This window comes from Pseudooceanicola profundi (assembly GCF_050897955.1).
In the GTDB taxonomy this organism is placed as follows: Bacteria; Pseudomonadota; Alphaproteobacteria; order Rhodobacterales; family Rhodobacteraceae; genus Pseudooceanicola.
In genome coordinates this window covers 2471588-2486835 of record NZ_JBPAXZ010000001.1, presented here as the reverse complement: position 1 = coordinate 2486835, position 15248 = coordinate 2471588, and the positions used below count along the sequence as shown (strand labels likewise).

19 protein-coding genes are annotated in these 15248 nt (G+C 63.0%); 4 read left to right on the top strand and 15 right to left on the bottom strand.

The genetic code is table 11. From position 1 onward, the window contains the following. Positions 1-2: 2 nt before the first annotated feature. From ACRARG_RS12475 to ACRARG_RS12465, 3 genes are all read left to right on the top strand, one after another. Complete coding sequence (locus ACRARG_RS12475) at positions 3-200, top strand: hypothetical protein (protein ID WP_432690339.1); 198 nt, start codon at positions 3-5, stop codon at positions 198-200. Positions 201-210: 10 nt separating this feature from the next. Continuing rightward, the gene (locus tag ACRARG_RS12470; RefSeq protein ID WP_432690338.1) at positions 211-426 is read left to right on the top strand and encodes a hypothetical protein; all 216 of its coding nucleotides are present in this window, start codon (positions 211-213) and stop codon (positions 424-426) included. 158 nt (positions 427-584) lie between these two features. Beyond that, positions 585-779: a hypothetical protein gene (locus tag ACRARG_RS12465; RefSeq protein ID WP_432690337.1), complete on the top strand. Its 195-nt coding sequence runs from the start codon at positions 585-587 to the stop codon at positions 777-779. Positions 780-793: 14 nt separating this feature from the next. On the opposite strand, the gene ACRARG_RS12460 is transcribed toward ACRARG_RS12465, so the two are convergent. From ACRARG_RS12460 to rocF, 4 genes are all read right to left on the bottom strand, one after another. Continuing rightward, positions 794-1003, bottom strand: a complete 210-nt coding sequence (locus ACRARG_RS12460; RefSeq protein WP_432690336.1) for a helix-turn-helix domain-containing protein — start codon at positions 1001-1003, stop codon at positions 794-796. Continuing rightward, entirely contained in the window at positions 1000-1167 is a 168-nt protein-coding gene (locus ACRARG_RS12455) for a hypothetical protein (RefSeq protein WP_432690335.1), read from the bottom strand. The genes ACRARG_RS12460 and ACRARG_RS12455 overlap by 4 nt, the downstream gene beginning before the upstream one ends. Before the next feature lie 432 nt (positions 1168-1599). Continuing rightward, complete coding sequence (ocd, locus tag ACRARG_RS12450) at positions 1600-2652, bottom strand: ornithine cyclodeaminase (protein WP_432690334.1); 1053 nt, start codon at positions 2650-2652, stop codon at positions 1600-1602. Beyond that, positions 2649-3578 carry an arginase gene (gene rocF, locus ACRARG_RS12445; protein ID WP_432690333.1) on the bottom strand — a complete coding sequence of 310 codons (930 nt, stop codon included), beginning with the start codon at positions 3576-3578 and terminating at the stop codon, positions 2649-2651. The genes ocd and rocF overlap by 4 nt, the downstream gene beginning before the upstream one ends. 118 nt (positions 3579-3696) lie before the next feature. Here rocF and ACRARG_RS12440 point away from each other — a divergent pair, with 118 nt between their 5' ends. Then, a complete protein-coding gene (locus ACRARG_RS12440; protein ID WP_432690332.1) occupies positions 3697-4125 on the top strand; it encodes an Lrp/AsnC family transcriptional regulator in 429 nt (142 codons plus the stop codon). Between the two features lie 136 nt (positions 4126-4261). Here the strand turns inward: ACRARG_RS12440 and iolB are convergent, their stop codons facing one another. The 11 genes from iolB to ACRARG_RS12385 form a co-directional block, all read right to left on the bottom strand. Then, a complete protein-coding gene (gene iolB, locus ACRARG_RS12435; RefSeq protein WP_432690331.1) occupies positions 4262-5068 on the bottom strand; it encodes a 5-deoxy-glucuronate isomerase in 807 nt (268 codons plus the stop codon). A gap of 14 nt (positions 5069-5082) precedes the next feature. Next, positions 5083-6975, bottom strand: a complete 1893-nt coding sequence (iolD, locus tag ACRARG_RS12430) for a 3D-(3,5/4)-trihydroxycyclohexane-1,2-dione acylhydrolase (decyclizing) (protein WP_432690330.1) — start codon at positions 6973-6975, stop codon at positions 5083-5085. A gap of 48 nt (positions 6976-7023) precedes the next feature. Further along, positions 7024-8937 (bottom strand): bifunctional 5-dehydro-2-deoxygluconokinase/5-dehydro-2-deoxyphosphogluconate aldolase, encoded by a 1914-nt coding sequence (locus tag ACRARG_RS12425; RefSeq protein ID WP_432690329.1) that lies wholly within the window; start codon positions 8935-8937, stop codon positions 7024-7026. Positions 8938-8947: 10 nt separating this feature from the next. Further along, the gene (locus ACRARG_RS12420; RefSeq protein ID WP_432690328.1) at positions 8948-9094 is read right to left on the bottom strand and encodes a hypothetical protein; all 147 of its coding nucleotides are present in this window, start codon (positions 9092-9094) and stop codon (positions 8948-8950) included. Position 9095: 1 nt separating this feature from the next. Further along, entirely contained in the window at positions 9096-9377 is a 282-nt protein-coding gene (locus ACRARG_RS12415) for a putative quinol monooxygenase (protein WP_432690327.1), read from the bottom strand. An 11-nt stretch (positions 9378-9388) separates the two neighbouring features. Beyond that, the gene (locus tag ACRARG_RS12410) at positions 9389-10330 is read right to left on the bottom strand and encodes a sugar phosphate isomerase/epimerase family protein (protein ID WP_432690326.1); all 942 of its coding nucleotides are present in this window, start codon (positions 10328-10330) and stop codon (positions 9389-9391) included. Between the two features lie 15 nt (positions 10331-10345). After that, on the bottom strand, positions 10346-11371 hold the full coding sequence (locus ACRARG_RS12405; protein WP_432690325.1) for a Gfo/Idh/MocA family oxidoreductase: 1026 nt from the start codon (positions 11369-11371) through the stop codon (positions 10346-10348). Positions 11372-11381: 10 nt separating this feature from the next. Continuing rightward, positions 11382-12281, bottom strand: coding sequence for a sugar phosphate isomerase/epimerase family protein (locus ACRARG_RS12400; RefSeq protein ID WP_432690324.1), 900 nt, complete (start codon positions 12279-12281; stop codon positions 11382-11384). A 73-nt stretch (positions 12282-12354) separates the two neighbouring features. Next, on the bottom strand, positions 12355-13185 hold the full coding sequence (locus ACRARG_RS12395) for an ATP-binding cassette domain-containing protein (protein ID WP_432690323.1): 831 nt from the start codon (positions 13183-13185) through the stop codon (positions 12355-12357). 4 nt (positions 13186-13189) lie between these two features. Further along, positions 13190-14185: an ABC transporter permease gene (locus ACRARG_RS12390; protein WP_432690322.1), complete on the bottom strand. Its 996-nt coding sequence runs from the start codon at positions 14183-14185 to the stop codon at positions 13190-13192. Between the two features lie 10 nt (positions 14186-14195). Continuing rightward, the gene (locus ACRARG_RS12385) at positions 14196-15227 is read right to left on the bottom strand and encodes an ABC transporter permease (RefSeq protein ID WP_432690321.1); all 1032 of its coding nucleotides are present in this window, start codon (positions 15225-15227) and stop codon (positions 14196-14198) included. Between the last annotated feature and the right edge of the window lie 21 nt (positions 15228-15248).

The following is a 15248-nucleotide window of genomic DNA, read 5'->3' as shown; positions in this document are numbered from 1 at the left end:
GCATGGATGATCTGGCAATTCGATTGCAGAAGGCCGCGGCAGATCACTGCGCGCATCTCGATCTTCCGCACGACCTTGGGCTTCGCCTTGTGTCGGTCGTGTTCCAGAGCGACGGCCGCGAAGAAGAGCGGTGGTGCGAGGATATGGAGAAATCCTGCCCGCACTGCGGCGGTTCCGGCCACAGGGACGATATCCAGTAAAGGAGGAACGATGTCTCATTCTGACACCGGTACTGTGCTTCATGCCGATGAGGCGGCTGTGGTGCTCGATCGTGCTGGGCACTATCAGCTCTACATCCCGGATCAACCGGACAGTCGGGAAGTTTCTGATCGGCTACTGGCTTTAACGGCCGTCTTCATCCGTCTCGATCAGGATCCAGAGTTTTTTCAGGAACAGATTGAGTGGATGGAAAGCCATAAAGGCTGACCTCAATAGGAGCCGTGGATGATCCAACTTTTACGCGAGTGCTTTCGATGGCGGACCGTGCGCAACACGGGGGTTTGGCGGTATCAGGAGAACGCTGCCAGTGGCAGGCGCCGGGTGCTATGGACTGGCATGGGTGGGCATCAGCCAATCGACGGCGCATGGCTGGAGCATCGCGTTTGATCGTCGCCACCTACACCTCGGGCCTCTACCGCTGCGAAGTCTTTGACGGCGCCGTTGCGGGTATCCTGGTCGGCCGTATTTTCCTAAGGTTGGATCAGGTCGGAACGGTGACAGGTGCGACATCGGAGGAAGTGCGGCGCAAATTCGTAACGGAAGTCGAGGCGCTTGGTTGAGATCGAGTCGGAGGCTACTGTGCAGGCCATTCCGGCGGTCGAAACCCATCTAGAAGCCATCGCATCACCTGAGCGGCCACAGGATTGACGGATCGCGCTGTGCTGCGGCTTTCGTCCATCTCCCATTTACGGATGGTCTGCGGCGCGGTGTCGATGATCCGCCCCAGCTCCGACTGGGTGAGGCCCAGCTTTTGCCGGGCCTCCTTGAATTCCTCGGGGCTCATGTGAAGAACAGTTTGACCAGCGCGGCGGTGGCGCCCATCAGGCCAGCGGCAGCAAGGGCCGGGGCAAGGAACGTGTTCACGTTGATCTGCTTGGTCTCGGCGAGAAGTTTCGCGATTTCGGCGCGCATCTTATCGTCGGCGAGGTTCTGTTCTGCTGTGGTCATATCGCTGTCTCCTGTCATGGCGGGCTTCGTTGCCCTGCGATGATTTGAATTTAGCGCCATTGGCGCTATTCGTCAAGGGCGACCTGACATTTTCTGCGGAACGGATCGGAAACGCTTTGTACGGGATTTGTACGGACGGGACCTGAAAGTTCCGGTTTGTTCCTGCAATTTTCTGCAAGCCTGGAACATGCGCCGAGAAGGGATCGCGCCTAAACTGCTTGATTTAAATGACTTTTATGGTGACCCCGGCAGGATTCGAACCTGCAACCTGCCCCTTAGGAGGGGGCTGCTCTGATTCAGGCCTGCAGTGCGAGGGTCGCCAATGGAATTGGGGGTAGCTGCGCGAAACGGTCCTCCGCTACCAGACTTTCCCGAAAATCGGTGGCCAGCGTTCCGGGGCCCAGGTGGTGTCCCGCTATGACCGCCGCCATGTCACTTCGCGCGTTCCAACATGCCGAACAGGTCCCGCGGATCATCCGGGTCGGCCAGCATATCGAGCGGTTCGTAGAAATCCGTGCCCTTGATCTGCTCGTGCACGAACCGCAGAGCGGAGAAGTCCTCGATCGCGAAGCCAACCGAGTCGAACAGCGTGATCTGGTCTGCGTGGCGACGCCCCGGAACATCTCCGCGCATCACCTGCCATAGCTCGGTGACCGGATGGTCGGGATCGAGCTGCTGAATCTCGCCCTCGATACGGGTCTGTGGCGGGTATTCGACAAAAATCTCGGCGCGTTTCAGGATGTCGGAATGCAGTTCCGTCTTGCCCGGGCAGTCGCCACCGATAGCGTTAATGTGCACCCCGGCTCCGACCATATTGTCGTTCAGGATTGTCGCATATTGTTTGTCGGCCGTGCAGGTCGTGATGATCTGCGCGCCCTCGACCGCGGATTGTGCCGAACGACATTCGACGATCTCGAACCCCCGCGCCCGAAGGTTGCGTGCGGCTTTCGCCGTCGCATCGGGGTCGATGTCATACAGCCGCAGCCGGTTGATGCCGCACAGCGCCCGAAAGGCCAGCGCCTGGAATTCGCATTGCGCGCCGTTGCCGATCATCGCCATCAAATCCGCGTCTTTCGGGGCCAGATACTGTGCGACCAGCGCTGAGGTCGCCGCCGTGCGCAGTGCCGTGAGCACCGTCATTTCGGTCAGCAACACTGGGTAGCCATTGCCAACCGATGACAGCACACCAAAAGCGGTGACGGTCTGAAAGCCTTCGCGCATATTCTTCGGGTGGCCGTTCACATACTTGAAACCGTAATTCTCCGTATCGGCCGTTGGCATCAGCTCGATCACGCCGTCCTGCGAATGACTGGCCACGCGCGGGGTCTTGTCGAACTCCTGCCACCGTCGGAAATCCGCTTCGATGGTGCGGGCAAGATCCGCGAGGAAGGGCTCGACGCCGATCGAATTGACCAGCCGCATCATATTTTCGACCGAAACGAAGGGCACGAAGGCCAGCGCAGAAGGCAGAGGGTGCAGTGTCATGAGAAACTCCAGGTTTGACGGTCGAGCACACGGCGGCCGAACAGGCTTGCCGCCAAGTCGCAGATCAACGACGCCGTGCGCCCGCGTTCGTCGAGGAACGGGTTGAGTTCGACGAGATCCAGAGAGGATACCACGTTGGAATCGAACAGATATTCCATGATCAGATGCGCCTCTCGGAAGGTCGCGCCGCCCGGAACGGTTGTGCCCACAGCGGGTGCGATCCCGGGGTCGAGGAAATCGACATCAAAGCTTACATGCAGCAATCCGTTGGCCGCCTGGACGCGTTCGATAAACGCCCGCAACGGGGCGACGACGCCTGTTTCGTCGATGGCGCGCATATCGTGGACTTCGATCCCGTGGTCCAGGATGCGGCGATGTTCTGCTGTATCGACAGAGCGGATGCCCATCATGCAGACGCGCGTCGGGTCGATCTTATGGGCAAGCGGCGGATAAGCCTCAAAATTTCCGAGGCCGCAGGCATAGGCGACCGGCGTCCCGTGCAGGTTTCCGCTTTCGGTCGTGTCCAGCGAATGCAGGTCCGGGTGGGCATCCAGCCAGAGCACAAAAAGCGGGCGACCCAGTCGCGCCGCATGAGCGGCCACGCCCGCCATGGTGCCGGCCGAGATCGAATGATCGCCGCCCAGGAACACCGGCAGATCGCTGTTTGTGGCGGCGGCCTCGGCCCGTGCAGCGATCAATTCGATCCATGCCCGGGTTTCGGCCAGATGATGGACCGCCGGGTTGGCATGCGGCAGCGCGTCCTGCTCCGGGATCGACAGGTCGCCCTGGTCTTCGACCGCCCAGCCAAGCGCCTGCAGATTTGTGATCAGACCCGCCGTGCGCAGGCTGGCCGGGCCCATGAGGCAGCCCGGCTGATGGGTCCCGCTCTGGATGGGTGCACCGAGGATAATACTGCGTTTCGACATGACATGCTCCTGTTATGGACGGAGGATCTCATACGGGGCTGCAACTTTCGCTTGGAAATTTGGTCAAAATGGCCTTCAATATTTGCAATATGATAAGCCCTATGGACATAATGCACAGATGAGCGATCTCAGCGCCACTGACCGCCGGATCATTGCCGCCCTGCGGCAGAATGCGCGGATGAGCCTGACCGAACTGGCCCATGCCGCTGAGGTCTCGCGGACCACGGCCAAGGCGCGTCTGGACCGTTTGCTGGCAGAGGGCCGGATCCGGCGGTTCACGATTGAGACGGATGTGGATGTTGAGGGGGAGGTCCGCGCGATCACGCTTGTCGAACTGCAGGGCAAGATGTCGCGCCAGGTCATCCGGACTCTGACGGCGCTGCCGGAGGTGAGCACGGTTTATGCCACAAATGGCGCCTGGGACCTTGTGGTGGAGATCCGCACCGGCTCTCTCGTGGATTTCGACCGCGCCCTGCGCGCGATCCGCGAGATCCCGGGCGTGATCAACAGCCAGAGCTCTCTTCTGATCGCACATGTTGCGGCCTGACCGGGGGGCAATCGCGCCTCAGCCGCATCGCAGGCGCTAGACCGGATGGTCCATCTTCGGATCAAAGCTCATGCCAGCTGTGCCGGGCTTTCTTCCGCTCTCCGGCTCTTGACCAGTGCCATCGCCAAGGAAAACGTCATGCATCCCGGTCCATGATCCATTGCACTGCGGGGTCGGCGATGAAGCGCCATTTGCGCAGGGGTCCGGCCATGACGTTCAGATAATACATTTCGAACCCATAGGGCGCGCCACAGGGGTGGTGGCCCCGCGGAACACAGACGACATCGCCATTGCTGACGGCCATGGTTTCGTCCAGCGTCCCGTCCTCGGTATAAACCCTTTGAATTCCAAAGCCGTTGCCGGGGTTCAGGCGATGGTAATAGGTCTCTTCCAGATAGGTGATGTTGGGATAATCATCCTCATCGTGACGATGGCTGGGATAGCTCGACCAGTTGCCATCGGGGGTAAACACCTCCGTCACCAGCAGGCTGTCGCAGTAGTCCTCGTTCTCCATCGCGATATTGTTGATGTAGCGCGTGTTGTTGCCCTTGCCCCGCTGCGTCAGCGTGATGCCGTCCGGGCCGATCCGGCGCGCCTCATGCCCGCCCATACCGGGCGCGGTACAGACGGCGATGGTGCAATCGGTCGTGGCGGTCGCAACCCATGACTGCCCGTTCGGCACATACAGGCAATGCGGTGGCGTCTTTTCAAAGACATCCATCCGCTCGCCCAGCTCACCCCAGTCCTGGCCGGCGGCCTCAAACCGCGCCTTACCCTCGACCATGACAAGGATCACCTCGCGGTCGCCCGTTGCCTCGGCCGCGCTTTCACCGGCCCGCAGACGGTAGAGAGAGAACCCGACATAGCGCCAGCCCGCCGATTGCGGCGTGATCTCATGCACCTTGCCATGTGTGCCGAAGGGCTTTTTCAGAAGGTCTGCCATGGCCTGTCCTTTCCTCAGTTGACCAGACGCGCCCGGGCGATCTGATCGAGATATCTGGCGTAATAGTCGCGCTGCTTCTGCCGGTCCGACACTTCCGGAACGGCGACATCCCAGAAGAACCCATGCTCCCCTGCCGATGTCTCAAGCCCGGTACCGGGGAAATCATTGGCGATCGTGTCGATCACGATGACGGTCGGAATATTGCGGCCCCGCGCGGCCGCGATTTCCGCCTCCAAAGCATCAATGCCTGCGGCCTTCACGGCATGCGCCCCCATGGCGGCCGCATGGGCGACATAGTCGATCTCCGGCTGCACCTCGACAGTGCAGTCGACATACATGTTGTTGAAGGGCTCCCCGCCACAGCCCAACGTCTGCAACCGGTTGATACAGCCATAGCCCCGGTTGTCGGTCAGCACGACGGTGAAGGGGATGCGCCGCATGACGGCGGTCGCCAGCTCCGAATTGGCCATCATGTAGCTGCCGTCGCCAACGAAACAGATCACCTCCCGCTCCGGGCAGGCCAGCTTCAGCCCCATGGCGCCCGCAACCTCGTAGCCCATGCAGGAATAGCCATATTCCATGTGATACCCGCCCTGGCTCGGCTGCCAGAGCAGCTTGAGCGCGCCGGGCATCGTGCCCGCGGCACACATGGCTACAGCAGAGTCTCCCGTGGCGCGCTGCACGGCGCCGATCACCTGGCCATCGGTCGGCAGCGCTGCCTGATCCTCGGGCCGGGCGCAGAAGGCATCGACCGCGCGCAGCCAGTCCTCGCGTGCTGCCGGGTCGAAGGCAGTGGCGCGGTAGTCGCCCAGTTCCGCGCTCAGCGCCTGAAGCGTGACCTTGGCATCACCGACGAGGCTCTCTGCCCCGTGTTTTGCGGCGTCATAGCCATGGATATTGATCGAGACGAGCCGTGCCCGCGCCCCGAACATGGTCCGCGACCCGGTGGTGAAATCCTGCAGCCGCGTGCCAACGCCGATCACCAGATCCGCCGCCTCTGAGACGGCATTTGCTGCGGCAGACCCGTCCACGCCAGAGGCGCCGAAATTCATCGGATGCGCCTGCGGCAGGGCCGATTTGCCCGCCTGCGTTTCCGCCACCGGAATACCATGGCGCTCCGCAAATTCCGCCAGAACGTCTTCCGCCCCGGAATAGATCACCCCGCCCCCGGCAATGATCACCGGGTTCTTTGCGGCGCGGATCAGCCCTGCCACCCGCTCCAGCTCTCCTGCATCGGGCGCCGGGCGGCGGATGAACCAGATACGCGGCTCAAAGAACTCCTCAGGGTAGTCATAGGCTTCCGCCTGAACATCCTGACAGAAGGCCAGCACGGCGGGCCCGCAATTGGCCGGGTCCGTCATCACCCTGAGCGCGCGCGGCAGGGCCGAAAGGATATGCTCGGGCCGTGAAATCCGGTCGTAATAGCGCGACACGGGCCGGAAACAGTCATTGGCCGAGACGGTGCCGTCGTCAAAATCCTCGACCTGCTGCAGCACCGGATCGGGCCTGCGGCTGGCAAAGACATCCCCTGCCACCACCAGCAGCGGCAGCCGGTTCACATGCGCCAGCGCCGCCGCCGTCACCACATTGGTCGACCCCGGCCCGATAGACGAGGTCACCGCCATCGCCCGCTGCCGTTTCTGCCCCTTGGCAAAGGCAATCGCCGCATGCGCCATGGTCTGCTCGTTCTGGCCGCGCCAGGTCGGGAAGACATCGCGATAGCGATGCAGCGCCTCACCGATCCCGGCCACATTGCCATGGCCAAAGATCGCCCACATGCCGTCGATATAGCGCTCGCCATCCTCGGTCATCTGCACCGAGAGCCACTTGATCATCGCCTGCGCGGCGGTCAGCCGGATCGTGCCCATCTGCTCGTCCTCTTCACCGAAAGGCGCCCTGCCCTTCATCTTTCCAAAAATACTCCGGGGTGCGGGGCAGCGCCCCGCGCGCGGCCGTCAGGCCGCGTTCAGCCGCGCATCCCGACGCGCGCCGTCCCAAACCTTGCAGAGCCGCGCGAACCGCCTGGCCATCTGCGCCACCGCCTCGTCATCCGACACATCCCCCTTCATCCAGGCCCGCGCCGCATCGCCAAAGATCGTCCGCCCGACGGCAAAGCCCTTGACCAGCGGCTGTTTCGCGGCAAGCGCAAAGCTGTCGGCCAGCTCCGTCTCTGGCGCGTCCAGCCCCAGCACCACGATGCCCCGCGTATTGGGATCGTTCTCCTCGATCGCCTGCACGGCATTGGTCCAGGCGGCCTCCGTCCGGAAGGGCTCCAGCTTCCACCAGTCGGGGTAGACCCCTGCCGCGTAAAATTGCCGGATCAGCGTCGCCGTGGTCATGTCATCGACCGGGGCGACCTTCGACGGGATCACTTCCAGCAGGAATTCCAGACCGTTGCGCCGCGCCGCCGTGAACAGCCCCAGCACCCGCTTTTCCTGCAGCGACCGCGTCGCCGCATCGTCGTCGGGGTGGCAGAAGACCAGCAGCTTGACCACATTCTCCCGTGCCCATTCGCGGAACTGACCCATATCCGGGCCCAGCTCTGGCTCGAACTGAATAGGCCGCGACCCCGGCAGCTCCGTCGGCCGCCCGATCCAGAGGCCGGTGCCAGAGGCCGCGTGCAAAGCCGCCCGCCCGATCCTATTGTCGGTCAGAATGCCATAGCCGCCCTGCCCCGCCTGCACCTGCAACGCCGCCTTCAGGCAGAGCTCCTTGAAGGCACTGCCCTTTTCCAGCGTATAACCGGGCATCTCTTCCAGCTGCATCCGGTGGTCGAAGGCAAAGGTGCGCAGGCTCGACCAGTCGCCCTTGCGATTGGTCGCCCAATGCACCTGCTCCAGTTCCGCATCGTTGCGCAGATCGGGGCGTTTGACGCCACGGTCGAGGAAAAACTGCAGCTCCGCCCAGGAGGGATAGGCGGGCGTGCAGCCATGCCGGCTGACCGCAAAGGCGCCGCAGGCATTGGCGTATTTCAGCGCGGTCGGCCAGTCCTCACCATCGAGCCAGCCCTTGAGCAGCCCGGACATGAACCCGTCGCCAGCTCCCAGCACATTGAATACTTCAATGGGGAAGCCTTGCCCGGTCTGGCCGTCATCCAGGCTGTCGGGAATGGCACCTTCAAAGGCCACGGCGCCCAGTGCGCCGCGTTTGCAGACCAGCGTCGCCTCCGACACCTCCCGCACCCGGCGCAATGCCGCGACGGTATCGGTCGAACCGCCCGCAATGTGGAATTCCTCTTCGGTCCCCACGATCAGGTCAAAAAAGTGCAGCGTCGACAACAGCTTCTCCGTCACCTTGTCAGACGCCACGAACCGGCTTTCGCCGTCCCCATGCCCGGCAACCCCCCAAAGGTTCGGGCGATAATCAATGTCGAGCGCGGTCTGGATCCCCGCCTCCTGCGCGATGGTCAGTGCCTTGAGCACCGCGGCTTCGGTGCGCGGATGCGACAGATGCGTGCCGGTCGCCACAACCGACCGCGCGGACCGGACAAAGCCCGGATCGATGTCATCTTCGCACAGCGCCATATCCGCACAGTTTTCGCGGTAGAAGATCAGCGGAAACTGTTCCTCGTCCCGGATACCCAGGATCACCAGCGCCGTCAGACGCTCCGGATCGGTCACGACGCCGGTGGTATCGACCCCTTCGCGTTCCAGCTCCTCGCGGATGAAGCGGCCCATATGTTCATCCCCCACGCGGGAGATCAGAGCAGATTTCAGCCCCAGCCGGGCCGTCCCCGCCGCGATATTCGTCGGCGAACCGCCGATGTACTTGGAGAAGGAGCCCATATCCTCCAGCCGGCCACCGATCTGGTCGCCGTAGAGGTCCACACCGGCGCGGCCGATGGTGATGACGTCGAGTTGCCTGGCCATGAAGCTCTCCTCAGATTCCGAAGCTGCGCAGTACCTTGCGCAGGAGCACCGGGGCCGGTGCTGGGTGTTCGCAGGGGCGCGGGGCGCGCGCCTCGGGGGCGATGGGAAGGATGTTGCCTTCCCGGCTGACCATGATGATGGAAACCGATGCAGACATCTCAGGCCTCGCGGATCGTCTCAAAGACCAGCCGTTTGTGGAACTGCTCGTGAAAGGCGATGAAATCCTTGGTATGCGGCTGCTCCATATGGAATTCATGCGCGGCCTTGTCGGCCCAGCCCTCGACAAAGACCAGCCGGTCGGTATCGTCGGTGCAGGTGTAGAAATCGTAAAAGACACAGCCCTCTTCGGCCCGTGTCGCGGCCTGAACCGCCGGTGCGCGCGCCAGGATCTGATCCCGTGTGCCCGGCTTGAGGTCGATCGTGATGATGAACTTGTACACCTGCCCGCCCCTTACCGGATGATCGTCGCCTGAAGCGCGTCGATGGAGGACTGAATTCCAGCCTCGGTGGACATGGTGAAATCCTCCATCTCCAGCGAAACCCAACCGTCATAGCCCATCATGCCGACGACGGAGAAGAACTCCTTCCACCACTGCAGGTCATGACCGGCGCCGACGGCGACGTAGTTCCAGCTGCGGTTGGCGACATCCGTTACTTCCTTCAGCTCCAGCAGGCCGTTCACATCCGCCAGCCCGCGTTCGATGCGGGTATCCTTGCCGTGCACGTGGTGGATCGCGGGGCCAAGCGCGCGGGCGACCGCAATCGGGCAGGCCCCTTTCCAGAACAGGTGCGACGGGTCGAGGTTCATACCGACCATCTCGCCCACCTCATTGCGCAGGCGGAACAGCGTCTCCGGGTTCCAGACCAGCATGGCGGAGAAGTTCTCAAGCGCGATCTTTTCCACGCCAACCTTGGTCGCATGCTCGACCAGCCCGTGCCAGAACGGAAACGCCCGGTCTTCCCACTGGTAGCGGTCGCGCTCCGGCATCTCATTGGGCCAGCTTTTCGTATAGACCAGCCAGTTCGGGACCGTATCGCCCGGCGCCGCTTCGGGCAGGCCGGACATGGTGACGATCTTCCTGACGCCGATCTCGCCGGCAAGGGTGAAGGTATCCTCCATCTCCTTGCGATGCCGCGCGCCCATCTCACCGGGGTCGAGCGGATTGGCCGAACAGTTGAGCGCGGCGATCTGAAGGCCGCGCGCCTCGATCTCCTTCAGCTTCGACTTCAGCAGGGCCTTGTCGGCCAGCAACGTCTCGGCCCGGAAATGGGGGCCGGGCGACCAGCCACCGCCGGTCATCTCGATGCCCTCAACCCCCAGCGCGACACATTTGTCGAGCATGTCGGTGAAGGACAGATCCCCCATCACGTCGGTGCAGATGGACAGTTTCATTGCGCGCGCTCCGGGTTATTCCGCCGCAATCGCGGTCGGCTGGCTGTAAAGCTCGGGTTTCTTGATCATGTGCACGGGCTCGTGTCGCCCGCTGTCGACGGCGCGCAGGGCGGCATCGGCCACCAGCGTCGCGGCATAGCCATCCCAGGCCGAAGGCCCGGTCGCGGTGCCCTGCCCGGCCGCCACGATCCATTCGCGGAACTCCTGGTCATAGGCTTCGATGAACCGCTCGCGCCAGTCCTCGGGGATTGCCTGACGGATGCCGAACTGGTCGGTGATCACCGTCGCCGGGCGGTTCGGCAGGGCCGCGATCCCGGTCTCGCAAGAGACCTCGCCGCGAATGTCATAGCCATAGGCGATGTTCACGCTGATCTCGACATCCACGATGGCGCCTTCGGCCATGTGCAGCAGGACCATCGTCGGGTCCCGCAGATCGGTGCCCCGGGTCGACCGGCGCGGCAGCCGCACCTCAACGCCCGTGACCTCGTCCGACAGCAGCCAGCGGGAGATATCCGCATCATGCACCAGCGTGTCATTCAACGGCATGTCCGAGGTATAAAGCCCGACCGGAACGGAGGCATTGCGATGGGTGGATTTGTACATCAAGGGCGTGCCCAGCGTGCCCCCGTCGATCACCTTCTTCAGGCGGCGATAATCGGCATCGAAGCGGCGCATGAAGCCGACCTGCACCAGACGACGGCCGAACTTGGTCTCCGCCTCGATCACCTTCAGAGCGGCCTCTTCAGAGGTCACCATGGGCTTCTCGCAGAAGACCGGCTTGCCGGCGGCGATGCAGTCCAGCAGCTGCTCCTCGTGGGCGGGGCCCCAGGAACAGATGACCACGGCCTCCACCCGGTTGGACACGATCAGCGCCTTGGGGGTGTCGAACACCTCCGCACCTTCCGGCGCGGCCGCTTTGGCCCGCTCCAGATCAATATCGGTGACGCCCGTCACCTCAACGCCGGACAAGACCTTGGTGAGGCGACGGATATGATCCTGACCGATCATCCCCGTGCCGATAACGCCAACTTTCAAAGCCATATCAACGCCCTCACGCGAAGTATTTGTCGATGTAGCGCTGCATTTCTGCGCGCATGAACGTACCGGACTGGTCCGCCTTCTCTTCCCAGGCAAAGACGCAGGCGGTCATGATCCCGTCGAACCCGATCTCGGCCAGGGTGCGGTAGAAATCGTCCCACGGCACCTCGCCCTGACCGATGTTCAGGTGCTGGTGCACACGGGCCTGCGTGCCCGGCGGGTTGATGATGTAGCGCAGGCCCGACGACGCCTTGTGGTTGAACGTGTCCGCGATATGGACATGGGCCAGAACGTCAGCGCATTCGCGCAGCATCGCCACCACATCATCGCCGAAATAGAAGGTATGCGGGCAGCAGTAGAGGAACTTCACGTTCTTCGAATTGACCGTGCGGATCAGGTCGACCGACGGCTGGAGCGTTTCGACCCAATCCTCCGGATGCGGCTCGATATGCAGGTTGATGCCTTCGCGTTCGAAGATCGGAACCAGTTCTTCCATCGAGCGCCACCAGGCATCCTCGCAGGCCTCGATCATCGACCCGGTGTGGCAGCAGTAGCAGCTGCCCTTGTCCGGATGCGGCCCGCGCCCGAATTCCGAATTCATCGTGTCGACTTCCATCTCGACCGCGATCTCGATGGCGCGTTTCCAGTGGCGTACGGCCGCCTGACGCTCGTCCTCATCATTGGAGGCCCAGCGGTACATCGGCAGCAGGGTGGCGATGCCCACATCGGCATCCTTCAGCGCCTTCTTGAAGCTCTTCACCCGGTCGGGGAAGACGCGCGGCGCCTTGAACCATTCAAGGAAATCGCCGCGCGGCGACAGCTCGATCCAGTCGTAGCCAAGCTCCTTGACCTTGGACGGCAGCGCTTCGAGCGACAGGTGACGGTGCATAAACGGGTCGAGAGCGATCTTCATGGCGCTTACCTCAATGATGTCAAAGGTGCGCGCGCCAGCCGAGGGAGGACGCCGGCGCGCGCTGGAGGAACTGTTATTCTGCGGGCTGGGCCTGCGGGTAATGGCCGTCGTGGCTTTCCGCATAGGCGTCGATGCTGGCTTCCAGATCGGCCATGCTTTCGCCGCCTGCCATGAGGTCCGCAATCTCTTCGCGGGTGCGTTCGCCCTTGCGGAAATCGGCGGCAATGGCGCCCCGGATCAGAACCGCGAAGTGGTCGCCCACGGCCATGGCATGCATGACCTGGTGGGTGATGAAGATCACCGCCAGACCACGCCGCTTGGCCTCGTTCACGATGCGCAGAACGTGGGCCGCCTGTTTCACGCCAAGCGCCGCGGTCGGCTCGTCGAGGATCAGCACGCGGGCGCCGAAGTGGACCGCACGGGCGATGGCCAGCGACTGACGCTCCCCTCCGGACAGGCCGCCGACCAGACGGTCGCCATCGTCGATCCGGGTGATGCCGAAGTTCTGCACCGCCTCGACCGCGATCTTGTTCGCCGTCTTGCGGTCATAGACCTTGAACGGGCCCCAGCCCTTGGTCGGTTCCACCCCGACAAAGAAGGACCGGCCGATGGACATCAGCGGAAAGGTCCCGCCGAACTGGTGCACGGTCGCGATGCCGGCATCCTGCGCATCCTTGGGGCGGTCGAAATGCACGGGCTCACCGTCCATCAGCATCTCGCCCCGCGTGGGCTTGTGCACGCCCGCCAGCGTCCGGATCAGCGTCGACTTGCCGGCGCCATTGTCGCCCAGCAGGCACAGGACCTCTCCGGCGCGGACCTTGAGCGAGATTTCATGCAGCACGTCGATCGGGCCAAAGCTCTTGTCGACATTGCGAAGTTCGAGAACAGGTGCGTGATCAGACATCGGTTCAGCCCTTTTTCTTCGTTGCGGCGCTCATGGCCATGTTGCGGAAGGCGTTGTTCATCACGACAGCCGCCAGAAGCATCACGCCGATGATGAGCGACGACCAGTTGCGGTCGATATCGGTGAAGTAGATCCCCTGGTTCACCACCGCGAAGGTCAGCGTGCCGATGAAGATCCCCAGGACGGAGCCGAAGCCGCCGGTCAGCAGGACACCGCCCACCACGACCGACACAACGGCGTTGAAGATGTAGTTCATGCCACCGGAAACCTGGGCGGAGTTGAACAGGATCGCCCCGCACATCCCCACGAAGCTGGCCGAGGTGGCCGACAGGACGAACATGCCGATCAGCAGGCGGTCCGTCGGGATCCCGGCGTTCCGCGCGCTCTCCTTGTCGCCACCGAGAGCGAAGACCCAGTTGCCGAAGCGGGAGCGGTGCATGAAGAACCAGTAGACCGCGACAAAGGCCAGCCACCACACGATGATGATCTGGTAAGACCCGGCGAAGAAATGCCCGAAAAGACCTTTCGCCCAGTCCGGCGCCGTCAGCGGCACCGATGCATTGCCGGTCAGCAGGACCGAAGCCGACAGAACCACCCCCTGCATCGCCACCAGCGTGCCCAGCGTGATGATCAGCGACGGCACGGAGGTCCGCGTGGCCAGCAGCCCGTTGATCAGACCGACGATCACGCCAAGGCCCAGCGAGACGACGATCCCGACGATGATCGGCAGTTCATAATAGCCCGACACGATGGCGATCGACATCGACCCCGCCGGGATCATCGCGCCAATGGAGATATCAAGCTCTCCAGCGATCATCAGCATGCCCAGGGGGATCGCGACGATGCCGAGGTTGGCGGCGAAGTTCACCCAGCTCGCGGCGCCCGCGAATTTGCCGAGGTCTGCACTGCCGAAGATCACGAAGAAGGCGGCGACGGCGATGAGGCTGACGATTGCGCCCGCTTCGGGCCGACGTACGAGTTGTCCGAATGTGCTGTTCATCTGATCCTCCTCAGCTCTTCATGGCCATCTTGCGGAAGGTGTCGTTCATCAGCACCGCGAGCAGCAGCAGCGCGCCGATGATGACGGACCCGTAATTGGGGTCGAACCCGGTGAAATAGATGCCCTGATTGACCATCGCGAAGGTGATCGTGCCCAGGACGATGCCCACGACAGAGCCGAAGCCGCCGGTCAGCAGCACGCCGCCAATGACCACGCACATGATGGAGTTGAAGATAAAGGCCTGCCCGCCCGCGACCTGCGCCGACTGGTAAACCATGGCCTGGCTGACGCCCACGAAGGCCGCCGCGAACCCCGACATCATGAAAAGCCCGATGGTCAGCTTCTCTGTCGGGATCCCGGCGTTGCGGGCCGACTCGCGATCCCCGCCAAGCGCGTAGACCCAGTTCCCGACGGGCGAGATATGCAGCATGTAGCCGATCACCGCGACGAAACCGGCCCACCAGAAGATCGTGACCTGGAACATGCCGCCCACAAAGGACCCAAGCGCGCCTTTCCAGAACGGGGCCGGCGACAGGTTGGTGGAGGTGGAGCCGGTCAGCAGGACCGACAGGCCCAGCGTCAGCCCCATCACCGCAAACATCATGCCGATGGTGACAATCAACGACGGCACCGCAGTTCTGAGCACCAGCCAGCCGTTCACAAATCCGACCAGCAGCCCGAACCCGAGCGCCAGCGCGATGCCCAGCGGCTCTGGCAGATCGTAATGCCCGGAGGCAATGGCGAGGGTCAGCGAAGAGGCCGGGATGACCGCCCCGATAGAGAGGTCAAGCTCTCCGGCGATCATCAGCAGGCCGATGGGCAGCGCGACGATGCCGATCTCTGCCGCCACGTTCAGCCAGCTTGCAAAGCCTGCGGGCGAGACGAAAATCGCGCCGGAGACGGCGAAGAAAAAGGTGAAGACGGCGAGAAGGCCCAGCAGGGACCCTGCCTCGGGGCGCCGCATCAGCTGACCGAGAGCGGAGCCGGAGCCCCTCTGGCCCTGCCCTGCGCCGGTTGCCGAAGTATCCGTGACGGTATTCATGGAACGTCCCTGTTGCCCTGT